This is a genomic window from Mycolicibacterium arenosum, from assembly GCF_024320865.1.
Classification (GTDB): Bacteria; Actinomycetota; Actinomycetes; order Mycobacteriales; family Mycobacteriaceae; genus Mycobacterium; species Mycobacterium arenosum.
On the sequence record NZ_JANDBD010000001.1, the window covers coordinates 42563 to 61935 of the forward strand.

The 19373-nt window shown below is 68.5% G+C and carries 20 protein-coding genes; 12 read left to right on the forward strand and 8 right to left on the reverse strand.

The features are described from left to right. Positions 1-69: 69 nt before the first annotated feature. Positions 70-1437, reverse strand: a complete 1368-nt coding sequence (locus NM203_RS00210) for an NAD(P)/FAD-dependent oxidoreductase (RefSeq protein WP_255057576.1) — start codon at positions 1435-1437, stop codon at positions 70-72. A gap of 87 nt (positions 1438-1524) precedes the next feature. Then, entirely contained in the window at positions 1525-2187 is a 663-nt protein-coding gene (locus NM203_RS00215) for a DsbA family protein (RefSeq protein WP_255057577.1), read from the reverse strand. A gap of 92 nt (positions 2188-2279) precedes the next feature. On the opposite strand from NM203_RS00215, the gene NM203_RS00220 reads away from it, so the two are divergent. The 3 genes from NM203_RS00220 to NM203_RS00230 are packed head-to-tail and all read left to right on the forward strand — an operon-like array spanning position 2280 to position 4803. Continuing rightward, entirely contained in the window at positions 2280-3485 is a 1206-nt protein-coding gene (locus NM203_RS00220) for a L,D-transpeptidase (RefSeq protein ID WP_255057578.1), read from the forward strand. Positions 3486-3523: 38 nt separating this feature from the next. After that, positions 3524-3907 (forward strand): BlaI/MecI/CopY family transcriptional regulator, encoded by a 384-nt coding sequence (locus NM203_RS00225; protein ID WP_255057579.1) that lies wholly within the window; start codon positions 3524-3526, stop codon positions 3905-3907. Beyond that, complete coding sequence (locus NM203_RS00230; protein WP_255057580.1) at positions 3904-4803, forward strand: M56 family metallopeptidase; 900 nt, start codon at positions 3904-3906, stop codon at positions 4801-4803. The genes NM203_RS00225 and NM203_RS00230 overlap by 4 nt, the downstream gene beginning before the upstream one ends. 4 nt (positions 4804-4807) lie before the next feature. Here the strand turns inward: NM203_RS00230 and NM203_RS00235 are convergent, their stop codons facing one another. Together NM203_RS00235 and NM203_RS00240 are read right to left on the reverse strand one after the other, a co-directional pair. Next, positions 4808-4939, reverse strand: coding sequence for a hypothetical protein (locus NM203_RS00235; RefSeq protein WP_255057581.1), 132 nt, complete (start codon positions 4937-4939; stop codon positions 4808-4810). 25 nt (positions 4940-4964) lie between these two features. Continuing rightward, complete coding sequence (locus NM203_RS00240) at positions 4965-5150, reverse strand: hypothetical protein (RefSeq protein ID WP_255057582.1); 186 nt, start codon at positions 5148-5150, stop codon at positions 4965-4967. A gap of 410 nt (positions 5151-5560) precedes the next feature. On the opposite strand from NM203_RS00240, the gene NM203_RS00245 reads away from it, so the two are divergent. The 3 genes from NM203_RS00245 to NM203_RS00255 all read left to right on the forward strand — a co-directional run bounded on the left by NM203_RS00245 (position 5561) and on the right by NM203_RS00255 (position 9808). After that, positions 5561-6223 carry a cutinase family protein gene (locus NM203_RS00245; protein ID WP_408633275.1) on the forward strand — a complete coding sequence of 221 codons (663 nt, stop codon included), beginning with the start codon at positions 5561-5563 and terminating at the stop codon, positions 6221-6223. Positions 6224-6326: 103 nt separating this feature from the next. Continuing rightward, a complete protein-coding gene (locus NM203_RS00250) occupies positions 6327-8513 on the forward strand; it encodes a S9 family peptidase (protein ID WP_255058257.1) in 2187 nt (728 codons plus the stop codon). Positions 8514-8521: 8 nt separating this feature from the next. After that, the gene (locus NM203_RS00255; RefSeq protein ID WP_255057583.1) at positions 8522-9808 is read left to right on the forward strand and encodes an alpha/beta hydrolase; all 1287 of its coding nucleotides are present in this window, start codon (positions 8522-8524) and stop codon (positions 9806-9808) included. Here NM203_RS00255 and NM203_RS00260 read toward each other — a convergent pair. Continuing rightward, positions 9805-10536, reverse strand: a complete 732-nt coding sequence (locus tag NM203_RS00260; protein ID WP_255057584.1) for a helix-turn-helix domain-containing protein — start codon at positions 10534-10536, stop codon at positions 9805-9807. The two genes, NM203_RS00255 and NM203_RS00260, sit on opposite strands and share 4 nt — an antisense overlap. 63 nt (positions 10537-10599) lie before the next feature. Between NM203_RS00260 and NM203_RS00265 the strand changes: the two genes are divergently transcribed. Genes NM203_RS00265 through NM203_RS00275 form a run of 3 tightly spaced genes read left to right on the forward strand, consistent with a single transcriptional unit; the run spans position 10600 to position 14260 of the window. Beyond that, positions 10600-12483: a S9 family peptidase gene (locus NM203_RS00265; protein WP_255057585.1), complete on the forward strand. Its 1884-nt coding sequence runs from the start codon at positions 10600-10602 to the stop codon at positions 12481-12483. Beyond that, entirely contained in the window at positions 12480-13121 is a 642-nt protein-coding gene (locus NM203_RS00270) for a DUF3159 domain-containing protein (protein WP_255057586.1), read from the forward strand. Before NM203_RS00265 ends, NM203_RS00270 begins: the two co-directional genes overlap by 4 nt. Next, the gene (locus tag NM203_RS00275; protein ID WP_303624033.1) at positions 13118-14260 is read left to right on the forward strand and encodes an SGNH/GDSL hydrolase family protein; all 1143 of its coding nucleotides are present in this window, start codon (positions 13118-13120) and stop codon (positions 14258-14260) included. The genes NM203_RS00270 and NM203_RS00275 overlap by 4 nt, the downstream gene beginning before the upstream one ends. A 23-nt stretch (positions 14261-14283) precedes the next feature. Here the strand turns inward: NM203_RS00275 and NM203_RS33280 are convergent, their stop codons facing one another. After that, positions 14284-14760, reverse strand: coding sequence for a multicopper oxidase domain-containing protein (locus NM203_RS33280; protein ID WP_308212800.1), 477 nt, complete (start codon positions 14758-14760; stop codon positions 14284-14286). A gap of 9 nt (positions 14761-14769) precedes the next feature. On the opposite strand from NM203_RS33280, the gene NM203_RS00285 reads away from it, so the two are divergent. Beyond that, the gene (locus NM203_RS00285; protein WP_255057587.1) at positions 14770-17127 is read left to right on the forward strand and encodes a heavy metal translocating P-type ATPase; all 2358 of its coding nucleotides are present in this window, start codon (positions 14770-14772) and stop codon (positions 17125-17127) included. On the opposite strand, the gene NM203_RS00290 is transcribed toward NM203_RS00285, so the two are convergent. Together NM203_RS00290 and NM203_RS00295 are read right to left on the reverse strand one after the other, a co-directional pair. Then, positions 17105-17800, reverse strand: a complete 696-nt coding sequence (locus NM203_RS00290) for a hypothetical protein (RefSeq protein WP_255057588.1) — start codon at positions 17798-17800, stop codon at positions 17105-17107. The genes NM203_RS00285 and NM203_RS00290 overlap by 23 nt on opposite strands. 13 nt (positions 17801-17813) lie before the next feature. Then, a complete protein-coding gene (locus NM203_RS00295; RefSeq protein ID WP_255057589.1) occupies positions 17814-18254 on the reverse strand; it encodes a nitroreductase/quinone reductase family protein in 441 nt (146 codons plus the stop codon). Positions 18255-18392: 138 nt separating this feature from the next. On the opposite strand from NM203_RS00295, the gene NM203_RS00300 reads away from it, so the two are divergent. Then, on the forward strand, positions 18393-18836 hold the full coding sequence (locus NM203_RS00300; protein WP_255057590.1) for a CBS domain-containing protein: 444 nt from the start codon (positions 18393-18395) through the stop codon (positions 18834-18836). A 14-nt stretch (positions 18837-18850) separates the two neighbouring features. After that, positions 18851-19354 carry a hypothetical protein gene (locus tag NM203_RS00305; protein WP_255057591.1) on the forward strand — a complete coding sequence of 168 codons (504 nt, stop codon included), beginning with the start codon at positions 18851-18853 and terminating at the stop codon, positions 19352-19354. Positions 19355-19373 lie beyond the last annotated feature (19 nt).

A 19373-nucleotide genomic window follows, 5' to 3' on the forward strand; every position in this document is an offset into this window, starting at 1 on the left:
GTGCGCGGGTGCGCCACCGCGCCCTCAACGGTGTCGTTCAGAAAACTCTCCCGGCGGCGCTCCGAAGGCTCAGTCGGTCGGCTTCTCCGCGTCCGGGCCGTGCGCCACCATGTTGGGGTGCGTGACCTTCATCCAGTCGTACGGGTGCTCGGGTGACGTCGTGGCGCCGAGGATGAACGTGCGATCGGTGCGGTTGGCGCGGGCGATCGTGGCGAGCCACGACGTCACGGTGCTGGCGCGATTCTGCACGCCGGTCAGGAACGCGATGTGGATGACGCCCCACGCGATCCAGCCGAGGACGCCCGAGAGCTTCACCGGCCCAGCCTGAAGCAGTGCGTGGCCCCGGCTGATGTAGGCGGCGCTGCCGAGATCGCGGTACCGGTAGGGCTTTCGGGGCTTCCCCGCGAGATCGCGCCGCACGCAGGCCGCCACGTGCAGTCCGCCCTGCATGGCGTTCTCGGCGACACCGGGCAGATGGTCTCGACCGACGAGGTCGCCGATGACGAAGACCTCCGGATGTCCCGGCACGGTGAGGTCGGCCTCGACCGCGATTCGTCCCGCCCCATCGGTATTGGCGCCCAACACTTCTGCGGCATGGCGGGCGAACGGCACCGCCTCGACTCCCGCCGTCCACAGCACCGTGCGGGCGGCGTAGGTCTCGGCGGCCCCGCCGGACTTCGGCGTCACGGTGATCCCGTCCGGTCGAACGTCGGTGACGTGCACGCCCATTCGCTGTTCGACGCCGAGCCTCGTCAGGATGTCGGTCGCCTTGTGCGTGAGATCGGGGGCGAAGCTCTTGAGCACGCAGGTGCCGCCGTCGAACAGGATCACTCGGGCGTCTTCGGGGTTGATGCTGTGGAACTCGTTGGCCAGTGCGCGCGTGGCCATTTCGCGGATCTGGCCCGCGAGTTCGACCCCCGTCGGCCCACCGCCGGTCACGGCGAACGTCAGCCACGCATCGCGATCCGGACCGGGCGGCAGCGTCTCCGCCATCTCGAACGCGCCGTACAGCCGGCGCCGGATGCTCAGGGCGTCGTCGAGCGTCTTCATCCCCGGTGCCCACTGCGCGAACTCCTCGTGGCCGAAGTAGGCCTGCCGCATCCCGACGGCGATCACCAGGACGTCGTAGTCGAGGGTGAACGTGGTGTCGTCGGGTCGGCGCGCGGTGAGGCGGCGCGCCTCGGGGTCCAGATCACACGCTTGGCCGAGCAGCGTGGTGACGTTGCGATGCGGTGCGAGTTCCTCGCGCAGCGAGCGGCTGATCTGACCGATGCTGAGCGTGCCGGTCGCGCACTGGTAGAGCAGCGGCTGAAACACGTGACACGCGGCGCGGTCGAGCAGGGTGACCTCCACATCGGCGCCGCCGAGCCTGCGGGCACAGAACAGGCCGCCGAAGCCGCCCCCGAGGATCAGGACGCGTGTCGGGCCGTCGCTCATGCCCCCTGTCTACCTCATCGGGGTGCGAGCAGGATGCGGCTGAGCTCGGTCGTCATGGCGACGCCGTCGTCATAGCCGCCCTCGCCGTTACTTCTCCAGGCGCGCGTCGAGCGCCGACGTCAGGTCCTCGTAGCTTCGCGGCGAGAGCCGCTCGCCGTTGACGAACAACGTCGGCGTTCCCGTGACGCCGAGCGCGCGCCCGTCGGCCATATCCAGCCTGATCCGATCGACGGTGGCGGGATCGTCGTACGCGGCGTCGAACGCCGCCATGTCGAGACCCAGGTCGACGGCGAACCGCCGGAACGTCGCGTCGGCGGGTACCCGCTGCTCACCCCACTGGCCCTGCGTCTCGAACATCGTCGAGTACATCGCCTCGAGTTGATCCTGTTGAGCTGCGGCCTCCACGGCACGTGCCGCGCGTTCACCGTTGAAATGCCCACTCAGCGGGAAGTAGCGGATGACGAAGTTCACCCGATCGCCGTACTCGGAGCGCAGCTGTTCGATGGCGGGGTACATCGCGCGGCAGCCTTCACACTCGAAGTCCAGGAACTCGACGAACGTCACATCGCTGCCCGGCACCGTATTCAGCCGGCGGCTGTTCTCACGCACCAGCTGTCCCGCTTCACCGGCCTCCGTGGCGGGGAGTGCCTCGCGCTCGGGTCCGGAGCGGTTGAGCACGAACAGGACCGTCGCGACAGCGGCGATGAGGATCACCGACACGGTGACGATCAGCCGATTGCGAACGTGCATGGGGGACAGCCTTCCGTTGGATCGCCGACTGGTCAGCGGCGAGTCGGCCGGTCTCCCGATACTATCTAGGTATCTCCTTAGTAGGACCGTAGATGGCATCGGAGGACGCCGTGTTCCGCCCCTGGACCGCCCTCGTGGCGACCCTCGCCGCGCTTGCGCTCGGCGCCTGCAGCGCCCAGCAGCCGGTCGCGCAGCCGCCGCAGCAGACCATCACCGAGAAGGGCACACCGTACGGCGATCTTCTGGTGCCCAGCCTCGAGGCCAGCGTCACAGACGGCGCGGTCGGCGTCCCGGTGAACTCACCCGTCACGGTGAAGGCCGAGCAGGGCGTGCTCAAGAACGTCCGGCTGGTCAACGCCGACGGCCGGGTGGTCGCCGGGAAACTCGACGCCGACGGCGTCGAGTGGGCGACCGCGGAACCGCTCGGCTACAACAGGGAGTACACGCTGACCGCCGAGGCCGTCGGGCTCAGCGGAGCGACGCAGCGAAGCATGAGCTTCGTCACGCACTCGCCGGCCAATCTGACGATGCCCTACGTCATGCCGAACAACGGCGAGGTCGTCGGCGTCGGCCAGCCCATCGCCGTGCGATTCGACGAGAACATCACCGACCGTCTCGCCGCGCAGAAGGCGATCACCGTGACGACCGAACCGCCGGTCGAGGGTGCCTTCTACTGGCTGAGTAACCGCGAAGTGCGTTGGCGCCCAGCGGCTTACTGGAAGCCCGGCACGACGGTGGAGGTGCGGGTCGACACCTACGGCGTCGATCTCGGTGGCGGTCTCTTCGGTCAGGACGACGTGACGACGAAGTTCACCGTCGGCGACGAGGTGATCGCAATCGCCGACGACGCGACGAAGACCCTGACCGTGCGCCGCAACGGAAACGTGGAGCGGACCATCCCGATCTCCATGGGCAAGAACAGCACACCCACCGACAAGGGCACCTACATCGTCGGCGACAAGTACTCGTTCCTGGTGATGGACTCCTCCACCTACGGGGTGCCGGTCAATTCACCCGACGGCTACCGCACCGAGGTGAACTGGGCGACGCAGATGTCCTACAGCGGCATCTACGTGCACGCCGCGCCCTGGTCGGTCGGCAGTCAGGGCAGCGCCAACGTCAGCCACGGCTGCCTCAACGCGAGCACCGAGAACGCGAAATGGTTCTACGACACGGTGAAACGCGGGGACGTCGTCGAGGTGCTGAACACCGTGGGGCCGACGTTGTCGGGAGTCGACGGTCTCGGCGATTGGAACATCCCGTGGGAGCAGTGGCGGGCGGGCAACGCGATCACCTGAGCGCGCTAGGCTGACGGTTCGGACGGGAGGAGCACCGGGTGCGTATACGTGGATTCGGTGAACTCGAGGCCGACGTGATGGACCGGATCTGGAAGCGCGAGGCGTCGGCGGCGACGTCGGTCCGCGACCTCTACGAGGAGATGGCCGCCGAACGAACCATCGCGTACACGACCGTGATGTCGACGATGGACAACCTGCACACCAAGGGCTGGCTGTCCCGCGAACGCGACGGCAAGGCGTACCGCTACCGTCCCACGCTGACCCGCGAGGAGCACAGCGCGCGGCTCATGCGTGAGGCGCTCGACGGCGGTGGGCACCCCGATCTCGTGCTCACCCACTTCATCGAGCAGATCGGTACCGAGGAGTCGGAGAGCATTCGACAAGCGCTGCGCCGGATCTCGCGACGCAAGGGTGCGCGGTGACGCTCGTCGGCGTGCTCGCCGGGTACGCGGTCGCGGTTCTCATCACCGGCCCCGCGCTGCTGACCAGGACCCCGTTGCTGAGCCACGCGCCGAGGTGGGCGGTCGCCGCCGCCTTCGCGGCGATCGGGAGTGCGCTCTTCTCGCTGACGGTGGCGGTCGCTCTCACCGCGGTTGAGATCGGCGGGCACTGGGCGCTGGCGAACGCCGAGGTCGTGTCGTGCCTGGTGCTCACGGTCGGCCTCCTCGGCGTCGCGTCGGCGGTCGTCGGCAGGCTCGGCATCAGGCTGGCGGCGTCGATGCGCCGCATGCGCGACAGCGCCGACGAGCACTCCACGGGCGTGCGGCTCGTCGGCAGGCGCATCGACGGTGACGTCGTGGTGGTGGATTCCCCTGAGCCGGTGGCGTATTGCGTCGCGGGCCGCGCGCCGACGATCGTCGTCACGTCGGCGGCGATCGAGGCGCTGACCGACGACGAACTCGCCGCCGTGCTGGCGCACGAGCGCGCTCACCTACGCGGTCGGCACGCGTTCGTGATCGCCGTGGTGCGCGGGCTCGCGACCGTGTTGCCGGCGGTGGGTCTGGTGAAGGCGGCGGCCGCGCGGATTCCGACGCTGCTCGAGATGTCCGCCGACGATGTGGCGGCGCGCAGGCACGGCCGCGCCACGCTGCTGTCCGGCCTGCTCGCGCTTTCTCGGGTGAACGTGCACGAGGGGCACCGGTTGGCGGCCGCGGAGTTGGCGGTCGTCGCGCGCGCGGAACGTCTGGCGGCACCGCGGTCCCAGCTGACCGCCGCTGGTTCCAGCGCGGTGCTGAGCGGCACCGTCGCGATGATGCTCGCCGGCCCGCTGGCTGTGGCGGTGATCGCCACCGCGGGCGCGCTGTGGTGTGTGCGCTGACGCCTCAGTCGATCTCGTCGTCATCGGAACGGCGGTCGCGCCGTGCGATGAACACGACGACGGCGACGACGAGCAGCGCGGGTAGGAACGCGGGCAACGCCATCCACACGCCCACATCACTGGCGAGGTAGGACACGGCCGCAGTCTATCGGCCGGCCGCACTAGAACGGGTCGTCGTCGGAAGGCTTGAGGAGGAGTCGTTCGGGGTGGTGCAGGTTGTTGACCCGCGGTTGGCCGGTGGTGGGGTCGATCCACGCGAAGCGGCCGTCGGGGCGGCGGCGGGTGGTCCAGTCGGTGTCTTCGATCATCTGGTTGCCGGGTCCGCAGGCCAGGGTGAGGTCGTCCACGTTGGTCTGCCCGTCGCGTGTCCAGCCGGCGACGCCGTGGTGGGCTTGGGTGCGGTAGAACTCGACGGTGCAGCCGGGGCAGGTGCATCGTGTGACGGGGTGTCGACGTCGGCGGCCAGCAGCGCGTCCACCCCGGCGGTGAACGCGGCGAGCGCGTCGTCGATCAGCATGCTTCGAACAGACATTCGACTACCGACAGATCCGGCCGCGATGTGACAGCTGAAACCGAAGTGACAGAGGCGTTTTGGAGAATTCTCGACTCGGAATCTCACGACGCGAAACCCGCCTCAAGCGTCGCCGGATTCCATCTCGTGGCGACCGTCACGGCCTTGGCGGCGCTGCGAAACTTAGTCAGCCTTGTTATAGTGACAGCATCTATGCCCTTTAGTGCACACTTATGGGGGTCAGTGATGGGTCGGTTCTTGCTTTCACTCACGATGGCGATCGCGGGGTTATGGCTCGCAACGCCCATCGCTTCGGCGGACGACTGCCCTAATGTCGACGTCGTCTTCGCGCGGGGGACATTCGAGCCCGCAGGCCCCGGCGCCACCGGACAGGCGTTCATCGACGCGTTGCAAGCGCGGCTGGGGGACAAGACGGTGAACTCGGCCCCCGTCGATTACCCTGCCTCACTGGACTTTCCGCGAGCAGTCGACGGTGTCGCGAACGCGAGCTCGCAGATCCGCGACATCGTCAGCCGCTGCCCGAACACGCGGATCGTGCTCGGTGGCTACTCCCAGGGCGCGGCGGTGGCGGCCTACACCACGGCGAACGCGGTGCCCGCCGGCTACGCGCTGCCGTCGGACATCTCCGGACCGATGGCGCCGGAGACGGCGAAGCACGTCGCAGCGGTGGTGCTCTTCGCGAAGCCGACCAACGGCTTCGTCAACTTCCTCGACCGCACCGCACCGCCCATCGAGATCGGCCCCGCCTACGCGCCGAAGACGCTCGAGATCTGCGTTCCCGAGGATCCGGTGTGCTCGCCCACCGGCGGCGATCACAAAGCCCACGGGTCGTACGTGAGCAACGGATCGATCGACCAGGCAGCGGATTTCGTGGCGTCGAAGGTGTAGGTCGCGGCGCCAGTCTTGAGTGTGACCCTACGTCCGGGTGTTGCATGGAGTCGTGACCGAGAACGTGACGCTGACCGATTCCGACTACGCGCGCGCCGAGCAGATGCTCGCCCCGTACCGGGCGCGCAAGGTGCCGGGCAGTGCGCTGGCACCGCAGTGGCTGTCGGACGGCGAGCGATTCTGGTACCAGGTGGGTACGCGCTACGTCGTGGTGAATCCCACTGAGGGCAGCCGTCGGGCCGCGTTCGACCACGACCAGCTTGCCGCCGCGCTGTCCGCGGCGTCCGGGCACGCGGCGACCGGGGCCGACCTGCCGATCAGCGCGGTCGAGATCCGCGACGACGACACCGTGCGGTTCACGGCGTTCGAGGCGCGGTGGACGTGGGCGGACGGAATCTGTGCGCCCCTGGACGAGGCGCAACCGCTGCCGGGTGAGGTGCCGTCACCGGACGGGCAGTGGGTGGCGTTCCCACGCGACGGGAACATCTGGGTGCGGTCCGCCGACCGCACGGAGGAATTCGCGCTGACCGACGACGCCGAACCGTACTTCGACTACGGCGGTCTGCCCGACACCACCGGGGCGCGGGCGCTGATGCGCCTCCTGGGGTTGCCCCCGCTGAGCTTCTTCCACTGGTCGCCGAACTCCTCGCGAATCCTGGTGCAGCGCATCGATCAACGCGACCTGCCCGAACTCGTGCTCGTCGAATCCGCGCCCGCCGACGGTGGCCGCCCCGTCGAGCACCGCACCCGCTACACGATGCCCGGTGACAAGCAGGTGGCGACGATGACGTGGAACGTCCTCTCGCTCGCTGAGCGCACCGTGACGCGGCAGCAGGACGAGCCGTGGCCGATCATGCACAACACCGCCCTGGTCTACGCGTGGTGGACGGGCGAAGACGAGATCCACTTCCTGCACCACTCCCGTGATGCGCGAACGCTGGAGTTGCGCAGGCTCGATCCGGACACCGGAGCGACAACCACGCTCATCACCGAGGTCGGCGAAACCCGTGTCGATCCCGCGGTCCAACTCGGGGATCCGCACATGGTGCACGTGCTGAAATCCGGCGAGATCGTGTGGTGGTCGCAGCGGGACGGCTGGGGGCACCTTTACCTCTACTCGGCCGATGGTCAGTCGGTCACCCGGATCACGCAGGGACAGTGGCTGGTTCGCTCGCTGCTCAGAGTCGACGAGGACCGCAGGCAGCTGTGGTTCGTCGCCGGTGGCCTCGTTGCGGCCGATCCGTACCTGCGTCAGATCTGCCGCATCAACCTCGACGGCTCCGGATTCACTCGGCTCACCGACGACGACTTCGACCACGACGCGATGAGCCCACCCGAGGGCGACTACATCGTCGACCGCGCGTCCTCGTCGAGCCGGCCGCCGCGGTCGGTCGTGCTCGACGGCGACGGACAGCACGTCGTCGAGCTCGAAGCACCCGGTACCGAGGCCCTGGAGGCTGTCGGCTGGAGCCCACCCGAGCGCTTCCGCACGACCGCAGCTGACGGGAAGACGCCGATCTACGGATTGCTCTGGCGGCCACACGACTTCGACCCGGACCGGCGCTACCCGATCATCGAGCACATCTATCCGGGGCCGCAGAACTTCCGCGCCGGTCCGTCGTTCGATCCGCCCCACCAGGGCGAGCCGGAGGCGTTCGCCGCCTTGGGCTTCGCCGTCGTCGCCATCGACGGCAGGGGTACCGCGGCGCGCGGCAAGGCGTTTCACGACCACTCCTACGGGGATCTCGGCAACGCCGGTGCCCTCGACGACCACGTCGCCGCGATCCGCGAGCTCGGGCACCGGTACCCGTGGCTCGACACCGACCGGGTCGGGATCACCGGCCAGTCCGCGGGCGCCTACGCCGCCGCCCGCGCGCTGCTGAGGTACCCCGACGACTATCACGTGGCGGTGGCCACCTCCGGTAATCACGACAACGCCGTTAACCTGGCGATGTGGGCCGAGCACTACCACGGTGACGTCAGCGAGGACGGCCTGCGCGCCATCTCGAACGCGACGCTCGCCGCCAACCTGACGGGCAAGCTGCTGCTCATCCACGGTGAGCTCGACGACAACGCCCACCCCTACATGACGATGCGGCTCGTCGACGCACTCATCAAGGCCGACAAGGACTTCGACCTCATCCTGATCCCCGGTGTCGAGCACGCGCTGATCGGCCGTCAGCACTACTTCCTGCGCCGCACCTGGGACTACTTCGTCAGGCATCTGCACGGCAGCGAGCCGCCGCGTTATCGGCTCGCGCCGCTGCCGCTCCCCGGCCTCGGGGCGTGATCGTCGCGATGGAGCGTCATGCCGTCGCCACCGGCACCGTGGTGATGCAGCGGCTGCAGGCGGGTCGCTTCGTCGAGGTGTGCGAGTTGTTCGCCCCCGAACTTCGCGAGTTGATCTCGGCCGATGCCCTGCGTCAGCCATGGGAGGAGTTGCTCGAGGCGCATGGACCGATCGCGCTCGTCGGGTCGCCGTCCAGTGCGCAGGCCGGTCCGAACGCGATCGTCGTGACGTTTCCGGTGAGATGTGACCGCGGCGGGTTCGCGGTCGTCGCGGCTATCAACGACACGGGCAACCTGACCGGTCTGCAGTTCGCGCCCGAAGAGGCCGCCGAGAGTGTGGCGAACTGGGAGCCGCCGCCCTACGCGGACCCGGCGGCTTTCACCGAACACGACGTCACCGTGGCCGACGGGGCACAGGCGACACCCGGCACGCTGAGCCTGCCGACATCGCCGCGACGCGTCCCCGCGGTCGTCCTGCTGGCCGGCTCCGGACCCGCCGACCGGGACGCGACGATGGGCGGGAACAAGATCTTCAAGGACATCGCGTGGGGCCTGGCCAGCCGAGGCATTGCGGTGCTGCGGTTCGACAAGGTCACCTACACCCACGGCGACTCGCTCGATGTCACCGATTTCACCGTGGTCGACGAGTACGTGCGGCCCGCGGTCACGGCGGTCCGGCTGCTGCGCGAACATCCGGGGGTCGACGCCTCGCGGGTGTTCGTGCTCGGCCACAGCGAGGGCGGCACCGTGGCTCCGCGTGTCGCTGCCGCGGCACCGGTGATCGCGGGGCTGATCGTGCTGGCCGGTGCCACACAGCCGATGCATCACGCGATCGTGCGCCAATTCCGTTACCTTGCAACACTTCGCAACCCCGACGCCGACCTGGCCGCAGACCCGGCCCTTCAGACGGTCACCCGGCAGTGCGCGCTCATCGACAGTCCCGACTTCTCCCCGGCGACACCGGCTCACCTGCTGCCGTTCGGCGTCCCCGCCCCGTACTGGCTCGATCTACTCGACTACGACCCGGTGGCGACGGCCGCGCGGCTGGACGCACCGATGTTGATCCTGCAGGGCGGCCGCGACTACCAGGTCACCGTGGCCGACGACCTCGTCGGGTGGCGGACCGGCCTGGCGCACCACCCCGACGTCACCATCCGCGTCTACGATGCCGACAACCACCTGTTCTTCCCCGGCAGTGGACCGTCGACACCCGCCGAATACCAACCGGCGCAACACGTCGACGCAGAGGTCGTCGCCGACATCGTCCACTGGGTGAACGCCCGGCCTCAGCGCTAGTCGGCTGAATCGCGGACGATCTTCCCCGCTCGACTCAGCACGTCCAGCTGCGCCGGGTTGTAGAGGTCGAGCATGGCGGCGCCGATCGCCTTGTCGGCGAAACGTTTTCCGCGTGGAGCGTCGGCGCTGGACTCGTCGAGTCCCGGATGTGCTTCCCGCACCGACCGGATGTAGGGGGCGATGCGCTCCGCGAGGTCCCGACGTGTCGCCTCGTCGGCATCGGCGGGCAGGTTGTCCAGCTCGTCGGCCGCGGGATCCTCTGGTGTCTCCCGCATCATGTCCGCGTAGACCTGCCTGCCCTGCGGCCCCAGCACCCGGCTCAGCACGACGACGAGCTTGCGATCGGCCTCGGTCATCTTCGCCGCGGCGTCCGGTGCGACGAAATCGGGCGGCAGATCGGTCGGCGCGGCCTTCTCCAGGAGCATGCGGAGCTCGTCGCGGGCGTTCTGCAACCGCTTGATCGTCTCGCCGAGCTCGGCATCGAGTTCGCGCAGCGCCTGCTCGGGGTGATCGTCGGATTCCCCCATTGCGGCGATCTGCGCAAGTGAGAACCCGAGATCGACCAGCCGCTTGATGCGCACCAGGCGGACGAGATGCTCGACGCCGTACTGTTTGTAGCCGTTGGATCGGCGCTCGGGTTCGTCGAGCAGACCGACCTGGTGGTAGTGCCGCACCGCTCTCAGGCTGGTGCCCGCCAGGTCCGCGAGTTCACGAGTGCTCCACGCCACGAGTCCATCTTCGCCCACCAGTCGACTTGACTGTGCCGCTACGTCCGGGTGTGCGATGGAGTCATGACCGAACCCGCACTGATCTCCGTCGACGACTTGTTCAAGCCGCCCACCAAGGCCGGGGCTTCGATCTCACCGGACGGCACCCGTGTCGCGTACCTCGCGCCGTGGCGGGACCGCCTGAACATCTGGGTGCAGAGCCTGGAGGGTGACGACACCCCGCAGCGCGTCACCGCCGACGACACCCGCAGCATCCTGCACTTCTCCTGGACGGACGACCCGCGCTGGCTGCTGTACCTGCAGGACACCGGCGGCGACGAGAACTGGCACGTGCTGCGCGTCGACCTCGACCACCCGGATAGCGAAGCGGTCGACCTGACGCCGTTCCCCGGCGTCATGTCCGCCTACGAGCCGCTTCCCGACAAGCCGGGCAAGGCGCTCGTGTACTCGAACAAGCGCGGCCCGCAGAGCATGGACGCCTACGAGCTCGACATCGCGTCGGGCGAGCTGACGATGCTGGCGGAGAACCCGGGCGACGTGATCGCCTGGCTCGCGAGCCGTCGCGGCGACCTGTTCGCGACGAAGCTGAACGCGCGCGGCGATCTCGAAGTCCTGCAGTGGGACGAGCGGACCGATTCGCTGCGCTCGATCGCGCGATACGACGGCACGGACTACACCATGGGGATGTATCCGATGGTCGTCACGCCGGATGGGAGCGGCATCTGGATGGGGTCCAACGAGGGCACCGACCGCACCCGGTTGGTGCGCCTCGACGTGGCCGACGGCAAGCAGTACGGCGTCGACAGTCACCCGGTGTTCGACATCGACACGCGCGCCCAGGTGTGGGCGGGCCTGCCGGAGCCGCTGATTCAGAGCCGAGCCACCGGAGAACTGCTCGGCGTGCGGTATCTCGGTGAGCGCCAGGTCATCCACGCCCTGAATGCGGAGTTCGCCGACGTGCTCTCGGGTCTGGAGAAGCTCTCGGACGGTGACATCGGGGCGTTGTCCTCCGATGTCAAGGGGCGCAAGTGGGTGGTGAGTTTCACCCACGACCGCGATCCGAATGCGACCTACTTCTACGACCACGACACCGGCGAGAGTCGACTGCTGTTCCGTCCCTACCCTCACCTCGACCCGGAGCAACTCGCGCCGCTGCTCCCCGTGACCATTCCCTCGCGAGACGGGCTGGATCTGCACTCGTACCTGATGCTGCCGCTCGGGTGGGAGGGGCAGGCGCCGCTCCCGCTGGTCCTCGTGGTGCACGGCGGGCCGTGGGCGCGCGACGGATGGATGTACGCGCCCGCCCTACAACTGCTCGCCAACCGCGGATACGCGGTGCTGCAGGTCAACTTCCGCGGATCCTCGGGGTACGGCAAGGCCTTCCAGAAGGCCGCGATCGGCGAGTTCGCGGGCAAGATGCACGACGATCTGATCGACGGCGTCGAGTGGGCGATCGCCCGGGGCTACGCCGACCGCGACCGGGTCGCGATCTTCGGCGGCTCGTACGGCGGTTACGCCACCCTGGTCGGCGTCACGTTCACGCCGGACGTGTTCGCGGCGGCGATCGACTACGTCGGCATCTCCAGTCTGGAGAACTTCATGAGGACGCTGCCGGAGGTCGCGCGGCCGCACCTGGCCAACAACTGGCACCGGTTCGTCGGCAATCCCGACGATCCGGAACAGCGTGCGGACATGCTCGCTCGCTCGCCGATCACGAAGGTCGACGAGATCCGCACGCCGCTGCTGGTCATCCAGGGCGCCAACGACGTTCGCGTCGTGCAGGCCGAATCGGACAACCTCGTCGAGGCGCTGCGGGCCAGGGGCGTGGAGGTGGAGTACATGATCAAGGACGACGAGGGACACGGATTCGTCAACCACGAGAACACGATCGACATGTGGAACGCCGTCGATCGGTTTCTGGGCGAGCACCTCGGCGGACGCCGATGACGCCGCTCGAGCGGATGGGCGGAGTGTCCGGACTGATCCACGCCAGCATCCCCACCGTCGCCTACGTCATCGTCAACTCGATCGCCGGACTGAACGCTGCCGTCGTGGTGGCGGTCGGCGCGAGCGCCGGCCTGATCGCGCTTCGGTTGCTGCGCAAGGAGCCGCTGCAGCCTGCGATCTCCGGACTGCTCGGCGTCGCCATCGCGGCGCTGATCGCGTACTACACCGGGTCCGCCGAGAACTACTTCCTGCCGGGTATCTGGATCAGCCTGATCATGGCCGTCGTGTTCGCGGCCTCCGTCCTGGTGCGCCGCCCGCTGGTCGGAGTGCTGTGGAACCTGCTGCGCAGTGCAGGGCCCGATTCGGCGTGGCGCGACGACAGGGCCGTGCTGCGCGCGTTCGACCTCGCGACGTGTGTGTTCGTGGCGCTGTTTGCCGCGAGATTCGCTGTCCAGCACTGGCTTTACGACAGCGGCTTCACCGGCTGGCTGGCGTTCGCCCGCATCGGGATGGGCTACCCGCTACTCGGGTTGGCGCTGCTGGTGGTGTACTGGGCGGTGCGCCGGGCGAACCGGCGGCCCAACGTGTCCGACGTATCGGACGAATCGAAGGAGCGGATGATCGAGGTGCGGAGCTGATTCACCACGAGATCGACACCGGCCTGCTGCGCGGACTCGCCGAGCTCGAGCGCACCGACCTCGGGTGGCTGCCGCATCGACTGCCGTGGTCGGCCCGTGCGCAGTGCGACGACCCGCAGTTGCTCGGCGCCGAGGCGCAGCCGGCCGGGGTGCGGTTCGCGTTCCGGACGGCCGCAACGGTTATCGAGCTCGACACGGTGCGCACGCGGGTGGTGCTGACCGGGGTGCCGGAGCGTCCGGACGGCACCGTCGACCTGGTCCTCGACGGTCGGCTGAGCCGGCAGGCGGTGACCAGCGGAGGCAACGTGGTCCGCGTGGATCCGGCCACCGGCGCAAGCGATGTCGACACGGGGCCGGCGGCGACGATCCGCTTCGACGGGCTCGCCGCCGGTGACAAGGACGTCGAGATCTGGCTGCCGTATCACGAGCGCACCGAGGTGGCCGCGCTGCGCACCGACGCGCCGATAACCGTCGTGCCCGAGGGCCGTCGGCGCTGGGTGCATCACGGCAGTTCGATCAGCCAGGGGTCGAACGCTGCGAGCCCGAGCACCACGTGGCCCGCACTCGCCGCCGCGCAGGCCGGCGTCGATCTGGTCAATCTCGGCTTCTCGGGTAGCGCACTGCTCGACCCGTTCACCGCACGAGCGATCCGCGACCAGCGGGCCGACGTCATCAGCGTCAAGCTGGGCATCAACCTGGTCAACGCGGACCTGCTGCGGCAGCGCGCCTTCGGGCCCGCGGTGCACGGCTTCCTGGACACGATCCGGGACGGACACCCCGACGTCCCGCTCGTCGTCATCGGACCGCTGTACTGCCCGATCCACGAAACCACACCGGGGCCCGGTGCTTTCGACGTCGAAGCGCTCGCCCGCGGTGAGGTGCGGTTCGCGGCGACCGGCGACCCGGCGGATGCTGCTCGGCCGGGCGGGCTCGGACGGCTGACGCTCGGCTGGATCCGGGATCAGTTGGCCGCCATCGTCGCGCGACGGCAACCCGATGACAGCCGGATCTCCTACGTCGACGGGCTGACGCTCTACGGGCCCGCCGATGCGGGCGCCCATCCGCTGCCCGACCGACTGCATCCCGATGCCGCGACGCACCGAGTGATCGCGCAGCGATTCGCGCCGGCACTCACCTGACGACGCCGGTCGGCGTCGACTACTCACCCGTCGTAGTCGACGCTCGTCATCATGCCCGCCGCTTGGTGATAGGTGTTGTGGCAGTGCAGCATCCAGGTGCCGGGGTTGTCCGCCGCGAAGGTCACGTCGAGCGAGCGTCGCGGTAGCACGACCACGGTGTCCTTCCGAGCGCCGGGGCCACCGTCGCGATTCACCACCTGGAACGTGTGGCCGTGCAAGTGCATCGGATGCCACATCATCGACGAGTTGGCGAACCGCAATCTTGACGTCTGCCCCTCGTGAACGACGACCAGAGCCGACTGGCGCGCTCCGACGTTCATCCCTTCGGCATACGCGACCGCCCGACCGGTGGCTAGGGTCGAACGGCCCGCGCGGGCACGCCGGGACCTTGGACCCCAGCCGAAGGGGCAGCATGGCTCTCCCGCGCGGCATCGCCACCGGGTGAGTCTGAAACGTGTTCGGCGTTGCGCCGGTCGTACATCGACGATGGCTGAGGAGATCGCGTTGCGATGACTCCACTCGAACCCCTCCCAGTCCGTGGCTGGGGCCGGTTGCGCCCCTTCGCCGAACCCGCCCTTCTCGCCGTCACAGCCACGTGTCTAGCTGCCGGTGGACTGGCGTGGCTCGCGGGAGTTGTTCGCCTGGCGAACGGATGCTGGATCGCGGGAACCCTCGCCGCCGTCGTGCCCGCGGTGGCGTGGGTGGTGGCCGGTCTGCGGCGTAAACGCCTCGGAGTGGACCTCATCGCCGTGCTGTCGCTGGTTGGCACCCTGAGCGTCGGCGAGTACCTCGCCGGTGCCCTGATCGCGGTGATGCTGGCTGGCGGGCGAACGCTGGAGGCGAGGGCCACGCGCCGGGCGTCGCGCGATCTGCGGCGCTTGATGGAGCGGGCCCCGCGGCATGCGTCCCGCCGTGTCGGTGCGCGCGTGGAGACGATCCCGCTGACGGATGTGAAGGTCGGAGATGTGCTCGTCGTACGGCGCGGTGACGTCGTGCCGGTTGACGGTCGGGTCGTGGACGGGACGGCGGTGCTCGACGAGTCGGCGCTCACCGGTGAGTCGCGGCTGGTGGAGCGATCGGGAGGAGAGGCGGTCCGCAGCGGTGTCGTCAACGCCGGCAACGTATTCGAGATCGCTTCCTCGGCGACCGCGGCGGACAGCACCTACGCGGGCATCGTGCGACTTGCGCGCGAGGCGGCGGCGGACAACGCACCGGTGGTTCGATTGGCCGATCGGTGGGCAGCCTATTTCCTTCCCGTCGCGTTGCTGCTCGCAGCCGCCGCGTGGATCGCCAGTGGCTCGGCGGTACGGGCCGTCGCAGTACTCGTGGTCGCCACGCCGTGTCCACTGCTGCTTGCCGCCCCGGTCGCCATCGTGTCGGGGCTGTCGCGGGCTTCGCGTGCGGGGGTGATCATCCGCGGCGGCGGGGCGATGGAGAGCCTCGGCCGTGCGAGAACTCTGGTGATGGACAAGACCGGAACGCTGACAGCGGGTCGTCCGATCGTGGTCGACGTCCTCGCTGCACCCGGCGCGACACCGACCGACGTGCTGCGCATCGCCGCGTCGGTGGATCAGCTGTCACCGCACGTGCTCGCAGAAGCGATCGTCAGCGCAGCGCTCGCTCGCGGGCTGCAGTTGTCCACACCTACCGATGCCGTCGAAACACCGGGCAACGGCATTGCGGGAAAGCTGAATTCGCACACGGTGGCAGTGGGGAAGCTGCCCGACGAGGCCGTCCTCGAACCGTGGGCTCGGGGCGCCGTGAGTCGTGCTCGACTCGACAACGCCGCGCTCGCGTGGGTGTGCGTCGACGGAGAGCCGACAGGCGCAGTTCTCCTGCGGGATCCACTGCGCCGCCAGGCCTCGCGCACGATGCGACGGCTCCGCCGGGCGGGAATCGATCGGCTGGTCATGCTCACGGGTGATCGCGTCGAGCCGGCGAGCGAAGTCGGCACCGTGCTCGGCCTCGACGAGGTGCACGCTCAGCTGAGCCCGGAGGACAAGGTGAACGCCGTCCTCGCTGAACGGGATCGCGCGGTGACGGTGATGGTCGGTGACGGTATCAACGACGCACCAGCGCTTGCGGCGGCGACCATCGGCGTCGCGATGGGGGCACGGGGTGCGACCGCCTCGTCGGAGGCGGCCGACATCGTGCTCACCGCCGATCGCCTGGACCGGCTCGCGGACGCGATCGACATCGCGCACCGATCACGCCGGATCGCGGTGCAGAGTGCTGCCGTTGGAATGAGCATGTCGCTGCTGGCGATGGTCGTCGCCGCCTTCGGCTGGTTACCCCCGGCGCTGGGAGCGGTTCTGCAGGAGGGTATCGACGTCGCGGTCATCCTCAACGCGCTGCGGGCGCTTCGCGGCGACCCGGCCCTCGACACCACGATGCGCGCCGATACCAGGAACCTGCTGCGCCGATTCGCGGGCGAGCACGACGAGTTGCGCGACGCTCTCGAGTCGATCCGTGCCAGCGCGGACCTGTTGGTGGAGGCCCCTGACGACGAAGCGCTACACGCTGTGGTCTCGGCCCACGCGATGCTGACCGACCGCGTGCTGCCGCACGAGCGCGCGGAGGAGACCGAGTTGTACCCGGCGCTCGCAGCCCCGTTGCGAAGCGGCGAAGCCACCGCGACCATGAGTCGGATGCACGCCGAGATTCAGCGCCTGGCCGACCGTATCGGGGTGCACGTGCACCTGGCTCAGGAGGCCGGACGGATCGAGGACGGACAGGTCGACGACCTACTGGCATGTCTGTACGGCCTGTACGCGCTGCTCCGTCTGCACTTCGTGCAGGAGGAGGAGAACTACTTCACGCTGACACAGGACGACGACGTCGTGGTCAGCGCAGATGCGCTTCGGTGACGAGTCGTGGTGTCCTCGCGGATGTCAGCACCTTCTCGCTGCGCAGCTTCTCGGCCCGCTCGCGGATGCCGCGCATCATCTTCTGCTCCATGACGAAGTGCGGAATGTCGAACCAGGGCTTCCCGACTGCGCCCCCGCTGCCGCGGACCAGGAGTCGGGACCATCCACCCTCGATACCGCGAACGACGAAAACCCAGGCACCGGACGCCTTCTCGCCCCGTCCAAGGCGATCGAAATCGGGTGGGGACACCAGGACCAGATGCGAATTCTCCGCGACGGCCGCGACGACCTGCCGAGCTCGCGGCCCGAATCGCCGCGCCAGCCAGACCGTGTCGCCGACATGCAGCTCCTGCCAGTCGGGATGGACGCGGTCGGCGTTGTGGATGTCCGCCCCGACGAGGCGTTCGAGCCACGCGTAACTGTAGAAGCCGCCGCGCCCCTCACCGATCTGGGCGAGCCACGGCCACACCTCGTCGGGCGCGGCGTCGATGGTCACCGCACGGGTGGTGCGCGGCAGGTGAGCCCCGACCAGGTCGTCGCCCGGCAGCTCCGCGTCCACTTCGGTGGGATCCGCACCCCAGGTGTACATCCACGGGCGCACGTGTCTGTGGTAGCCCGCGCCGAACCCCGCTGCGGCCATCACACTCGAGACGATCCTGTGTTGGGTTCCCATGTCCACCCCGTCGTCAACTTTCCTCGCTGGAGTCGGATGGATCCCGTTGATCAGCGGATGCGACGTTCAGGTGCACGAAGGACTTGATGCCGAAGCGCTTGAAGACGCGGCGACGGTTCGGTGGGAGTTCCGCCTCGGCCGTCGCGGCGACCACGACCGTCGGCATCTGCACGGTGTAGGTCCGTCCGGCGTAGCGCATGGTTCCCGAACCCTGTGCCTGCAGGTTCTGCAACCAATCGACGTGTTCGCCGTACGGCAGCGGAACGACGAAGCCGTCGACCACCCGGTCGGCGACTACGGGTGTGCGGTAGTGCTTTCCGGTCCGCCTGCCGGTGTGGTTGATGACCGAGGCGTAGAAGCCGCCACGCCCCGCCGCCATCAACATCACGGGGTTGAGTACGTGCTTGTTGAACACGCGAACCAGGTCGCGCGGCGCCGTCTTCTCGGTTGACATGCCGCCATTTTCGAGAGTCTCGACGGCGAGGAGTAGGGCCTGTCGACCTCTGAAATGGGCCCTTGGACCCTTCGGCAGCCGGCGCGGACGAACGTAGCGTGGGCGCGAGAATGTGAATCTTCCAACAGGAGGTCGGAAATGACCACAGCGCGGGACATCATGAACCCGGACGTGACATGCGTGACCGCACAGGCGTCGCTCGTCGAGGCGGCCGCGAAGATGCGTGAACTGGGTGTCGGCGCTCTTCCGATCTGCGGCGACGACGACAACCTACAGGGCATGCTCACCGACCGGGATATCGTCGTGAAAGCCGTTGCCGCCGAGCTTGATCTGGCCGCCACCGCGGTCGGAACGCTCGCCCAGCACACGGTGTACTGGGTGGATGCGGCCGCCACCATCGAGCAGATGCTGCTGGTCATGGAGGAGCATCAGGTGCGTCGGGTTCCGGTGATCGAGGAGCACCGACTGGTCGGCATCGTGACCGAGGCCGACATCGCTCGGCACCTGCCCGAGCACGCCGTCGTCGATTTCGTCAGGGCCATCTGCGCGCAGAAGGCCATCAGCGGACACGGTGAGAGGTGACGACCACGCCGGTGATGCCTTCGAAGAACGTCACACGGTGGAAGCCGGTTGCCGCCGCGATCGGCGTCATCGCCGTCGGCGCCGCCGCGGCCGTCGGTGGTTTCGCCGTGGGACGGGAATCGTCGATCGGCCCCATGTCGTCGCGACCGAACGAGAAGAGCGTGGAGCAGTGGTGGACGGATCACCGCACGGACGTCGCCGCGCTGCGCTCGTCCATCCACAAGTCGCAGGTCGCGTTGGAGCGAGAGGACCTGTCGGCGTTATCGGCAGCCTGCCTGACGATGCACGACGACGCGGTCATCACGCTGAAGTCGGATCTTCCTGCGCCCGAACGTGAGTTGGACTCGAAACTCCGTGGTGCCATCGAGGACGCACACGCCGCGTCGCACATGTGCCTTGCCGCCGAAGCGGGATCCATCAACAACTACGCCGGCGAGTTCCGCTCCCAGATGGCGGCGTCCGATCGGCAGCTGAAGGCCGCTGAAGACTCCTTGGGCGGCCATCCCGCCACGGCGTGAGAGGGCGGCCAAGACCTCG